Source organism: Streptomyces sp. KR55, assembly GCF_052245645.1.
GTDB classification, from domain to species: Bacteria; Actinomycetota; Actinomycetes; order Streptomycetales; family Streptomycetaceae; genus Streptomyces; species Streptomyces flavusporus.
Genome location: NZ_JBQQCE010000610.1, coordinates 1 through 4,757, shown reverse-complemented (window position 1 = coordinate 4,757; position 4,757 = coordinate 1). Strand labels below are relative to the sequence as shown.

The 4,757-nt window shown below is 71.7% G+C and carries 4 protein-coding genes; 2 read left to right on the top strand and 2 right to left on the bottom strand.

What is annotated here, in order from left to right; translation table 11 throughout:
* A partial coding sequence (locus ACTWQJ_RS46585; RefSeq protein ID WP_443312437.1) for an ABC1 kinase family protein occupies positions 1–1,322 on the bottom strand: 1,322 nt, incomplete at its 3' end.
* Positions 1,315–2,529: a TOMM precursor leader peptide-binding protein gene (locus ACTWQJ_RS46580; RefSeq protein WP_443312436.1), complete on the bottom strand. Its 1,215-nt coding sequence runs from the start codon at positions 2,527–2,529 to the stop codon at positions 1,315–1,317. The genes ACTWQJ_RS46580 and ACTWQJ_RS46585, both read right to left, overlap by 8 nt.
* Before the next feature lie 276 nt (positions 2,530–2,805).
* Here ACTWQJ_RS46580 and ACTWQJ_RS46575 point away from each other — a divergent pair, with 276 nt between their 5' ends.
* Positions 2,806–3,402 carry a M48 metallopeptidase family protein gene (locus tag ACTWQJ_RS46575; RefSeq protein WP_443312435.1) on the top strand — a complete coding sequence of 199 codons (597 nt, stop codon included), beginning with the start codon at positions 2,806–2,808 and terminating at the stop codon, positions 3,400–3,402.
* A gap of 147 nt (positions 3,403–3,549) precedes the next feature.
* A partial coding sequence (locus ACTWQJ_RS46570) for a TerD family protein (RefSeq protein ID WP_443312434.1) occupies positions 3,550–4,757 on the top strand: 1,208 nt, incomplete at its 3' end.

Here is a 4,757-nt window from a genome sequence, read left to right as displayed (position 1 = left end):
AACCCCTGCAGCCACTCCTCCAGTTCCTCGCGCAGCCTTACCGTCGCGCCGAGTTGGCACAGCACCCCGATGGTGCTGAGGGTCACCCGGTGTATCAGGAGGTATGCGGGCGGCAGGTTGAGCTGCTTGCCGAGCTGGTAGGCGGGGGAGCGGGGGTCGGCGACGCGGGCTGCCTGGCTGCGCATCCAGCCGCGGGTGAAGGTGAACTCCTCGACCTGGGCGGGCTCGATGATGGGCAGCAGGTAGTCGAGGACCGCGTCGGGGTCCAGTTCGATGGACTGTTTGACGAAGCCCTCCTCGCAGAGCAGGTCGTAGACAGCCTGTGCGTCGCCGTCGAGGGTCATCCGCAGGGAGTGGCCTATGGGCGTGGGCAGGCCGCCCACGAGGCGGTCGACCGTGCCGAAGTCCAGGACTCCGAGGCGCCAGTCGTCGTCCCCGCCCGGACCGCCGGGCAGGAGGCGGAAGTTGCCGGGGTGCGGGTCGGCGTGCAGGAGGCCGGTGCGGGCCGGGCCGGAGAAGAGGAAACGGGCGAGGAGCTGACCGGCCCGGTCGCGCTGTTCCTGGGTGCCGTCCCTGATGATCTCTGACATCGGAATGCCGTCGATCCACTCGGTGATCAGGACCTCGTCGCACTGGTGGACCACGGCCGGCACCAGGACATCCGGGTCGTCGGCGAACTCCTCTGCGTGGGTTTGCTGGGCCTGAGCTTCCAGGCCGTAGTCCAGCTCCTCGGAGACGCGGTCCCTCAGCTCCGCGATCAGCGGCTTGATGTCCATGCCGGGAATGAGGGGACCCAACAGGCGGGAGAAACGGCTCAGTTGGTTCAGGTCGGACAGCAGGGCCTCGCCTGCTCCCGGATACTGCACCTTGACCGCGACCTCACGTCCGTCGTGCCACACGCCCCGGTGCACCTGGCCGATCGAGGCCGCCGCGGACGGCTTGTCCTCGAACTCCAGGAACAGCTCCCGCCAGTCCTCGCCGAGCCGCTCGCCGAGCACGGTGTGCACGGTGCGCGTCGGCATCGGGGGCGCCGCTTCCTGGAGCTTGGTGAGGGCCACCCGGTAGGGGCCGGCGATCTCCTCGGGCAGGGCCGACTCGAAGACGGACAGGGCCTGCCCGAACTTCATCGCGCCGCCCTTGAGCTCCCCGAGTACCTTGAAGAGCTGTTCGGCCGTCCGCTGCTGCAGTTCGCGGCCGACTATCTCCGCGGACTCGCCGACGATCCGCTTGCCCAGGCCCCAGGTGGCCCGCCCGGCGAAGCCGAGCGGGAGCGCGGCGAGCTTGGCGGTACGGGTGACCGCCTTGCGGGGAAGATCAGACATGCGCCCTCCAGGTCCCAGCCGGCCGCGCCGCGCCCGCCGTACGGCGTAACTCCCTCGGCGACCGTTCCACCGCCATTGTCTCGTGTGCCTCCGCATCCTCCGAGGCGCGTTCCCCCTTACCTCTCTCCGCAGCCCCGCACGGGCATGCGGGATGGGCCCAGACCGGCCGCGCATGCCAGTGAAGACCTGGCAGCGAGACCTCCCAGCGCGCGCCCGCGCTGGAGGGCACCTGGCCGTCGAGGAAGGTGAGTGTGTGTGCGGCCGCCAGCCCGGCGACGGTGGTGGCCAGGGCCAGGTCGCAGGGGCGGACATGGGGCTGTCTGCCCGAGCGCCACTGGGCGACCAGGCGTGGCCAGGTCTGGTCCCGGTCGGTGCGGTCCTCGTGCAGACAGCGGGCGCAGCCCGTCTCGCCGGGCAGGACGAGCGGGCCGACCACGCCGGTTCCCTCGACGACTCCGGCATACAGGTGGGGTGTACCCGAAGTGATGAGTGGTTCTGCGGTGTCCGGGGCGGGGGCGTGCACGGCGACGTCGTCGCGTGGGGCGAGGATCACCAGTGAGTAGCCGGGGTCGGCTGCCTCGATCCGTGGCCTGGGGCCGCGGCGGGGTGGGCGGTCCGGGGCGGCGCGGCGCACGGCACGGCGGGCGGCTTCGTCGCGGCGCTCGCCGACGGACTCGGCGGGCAGCCCGCCCGGCGCGAGGTCCCACGGTTCGACCCGGCCGCAGTCGCGCACGTCCACCTCGCCGACTCCGGCGCCCGACAGCAGGGAGGCCAGGACGGTACCCACCCGGCCGGCTCCGCGCACCTGTACGCGGAGGGAGCGACGGGCGGCCAGGCGGCTGATCGCGTCGCCGGGTCGGGAGGTGGTCAGGGACAGCGAGGCCAGGTCGGGGCGGAGCCGGTCGAGGACCTCTTTCTTCGTGCGTAGTGCGTCGGCGGCCGGGCTGCCTCCCTTGGCGTCGTCGAGCAGTCCGGACCGGGTCAGCCGCTCGACCAGCGCGTCGACATGACCGTCCGGCAGGTCCATGCGCCGTCCCTCTTCGCGCAGGAGCGGCAGGCCGCGAGTGCCGTTGAGCAGTTCGAGGAAGTGTCCCGTGGCCGAATCCATCGGACCCAGCGTCATCGCGTGCGCCGGTGTCATGCCGAACTGCACGGTGTTGAGGTCGCGCCAGCCGCGCCTGAGCGCGGGCTTCACTTTCGGATGCATGTCAGGCCCCCGTAGCCCCTGGAAGGTCGCGGTCAGGTCCCGGTCCTGGCCCCTGTCCCTGCTTGTGCCGTTTGCTGCTCTTTACTGCGGTTCGTCGGTGGAGGTGGTCTGTGTTCCGTCGACGAGTGCCAGCATGCCTGGCGCGGCCGTTCGGTGCCGAAAGTTGTCCACAGGCGGTGCATGTTTGTCGTACAAATCAAACGCTCGGTGGGGGGATCGGAATCGAACCGTCCCGGAGTCGGGACTTCCCCCGTGTGCAGCGGGTAACGTCGGGGCGTGTCCGCCGACCCACTGCACCGTGCCGGAAAGCCACAGCGCAGCACGACGAGTCCGCCGTCGAGCGGCTCGGGGGCGAGCCCGATCGAGGTGCGCCGGAGTGCCCGTCGACGCAGGACGGTCTCCGCGTACCGCGAGGGCGATCGCACCGTCGTGCTCATCCCAGCCCGGATGTCCGAGGCTGAGGAGCAGCGCTGGGTGACCGTCATGCTCGACAAACTGGCCGCCCAGGAGAGCAAGCGGGTGCTCGGCGACGCCGAACTGGCCGAGCGTGCCGAGCGACTGTCCGCCCAGTACTTCGACGGCCGTGCCCGGCCCGCCTCGGTGCGCTGGGTCACCAACCAGAACACGCGCTGGGGCTCGTGCACCCCGTCCGAGGGCAGCATCCGGCTGTCGCACCGTCTGCAGGGCATGCCCGAATACGTCCTCGACTATGTTCTCCTCCACGAGTTGGCGCATCTGCTGGTGCCCGGACACGGGCCCCGCTTCTGGCGGCTGCTGGAGACGTATCCGCGGACCGAGCGGGCGCGGGGCTACCTGGAAGGGGTGGTCGCCGCCGAGCGGTTGCCGCATCTGCCCGGCGCGCGCGGTGAGTGATCCCCGCCCTGCAACGGGCTGACCTGTCCTCAGCCACTGCTGAGCTGTGGTTCTGTACCGGCTCTGTACCGGCTTCGTCCGGTGTCCGCGTTTGCCGTTAGCCTGGCGCGACGCACTCGCATTCCGGATGGGGGACGGTCGTTACGCATGGCCAGGGAATTCCAACGCGGCCACAAGGCCAGGATCAGTGATCTCACCGCGGGCACGGATCTGTACGTAGGTGTGCAGATCTCGGGTCCCGGACTGAGCTTCGACATCAGTTGCTTCGGTCTGGACGCCGACGAACGGCTGTCGGACGACCGGTACTTCGTCTTCTTCAACCAGCCGAAGTCTCCCGAGGAGTCCCTTCAGCTGCTCGGCGCCCAGGCGGGTGACACGGAGTCCTTCCGGGTCACGCTCGACCGGATCCCGCCGCAGATCCAGAAGCTGTCGTTCACGGCGACGATCGACGGCGCCGGGCAGATGTCGCAGATCAACCCCGGATACATCCGCATCGTCGCGGGCGGTGAGGAGGTGGCCCGGTACTCGTTCAACGGCTCGGAGTTCTCCACCGAACGGGCCGTCATGCTGGGCGACTTCTACCTGAAGGACGTGTGGCGGTTCGCGGCCGTCGGACAGGGCTTCGACGGCGGGCTGGAGGCGCTGCTGAAGAACTTCGGTGGTGAGGTCGCCGAGGAGGAGACGCCGGCCGAGCCTCAGCCGCCCGCCGGTGCCGCTCCCGGGTTCGCCCCGCCCGCCCAGGCCGCCGCGCCGCCCGCGTTCGGAGCCCCGGCCGCACCCGCGTCCACCCCGGCACCCGCCCCGGCTCCCACGCCGCAGCCCGCAGCGCAGGGATTCGCGCCCCCCGCGGGAGCCACCCCGCCCCCGGCGCCCGCACCTCAGGTGCACACTGCGCCGACCGTCGTCGCGCCCATGACCCCGCCCGGCGGCGCCGTGCCACCGCCCGCCCCGGCGCCCGCGCCGCCCTACGGCCAGCCGGGCCAGCAGCCGCCCCAGCCCTCGTACGGCCAGGGCGCCCCCGGCCAGACCGCCCCGCTGCCCCCCGGCTACGCCCAGCCGCAGGCCCCGCAGGCCCCCACGCCGCCCCCCGGTTACGGACAGCCGACCCCGCCTCCGGGCTACGGGCAGCAGCCCCCCGCCGGGCAGGTCCCCGGTCAGCCGGCGGCCCCCTACGGCGCCCCCCAGGGCGGCGCCCCGCAGGCGCCCGGTGTGGCCGGCGCGCTCCAGCAGTTCAAGGAGACGCCCACCGGGCAGCGCTGGACGCAGCAGAACAGGAAGCTCGTCCGCGTCGACCTCGGCATCGGCGGCCAGCCCGTGCTCGCCCGGCAGGGCAGCATGGTGCTCTACCAGGGCAA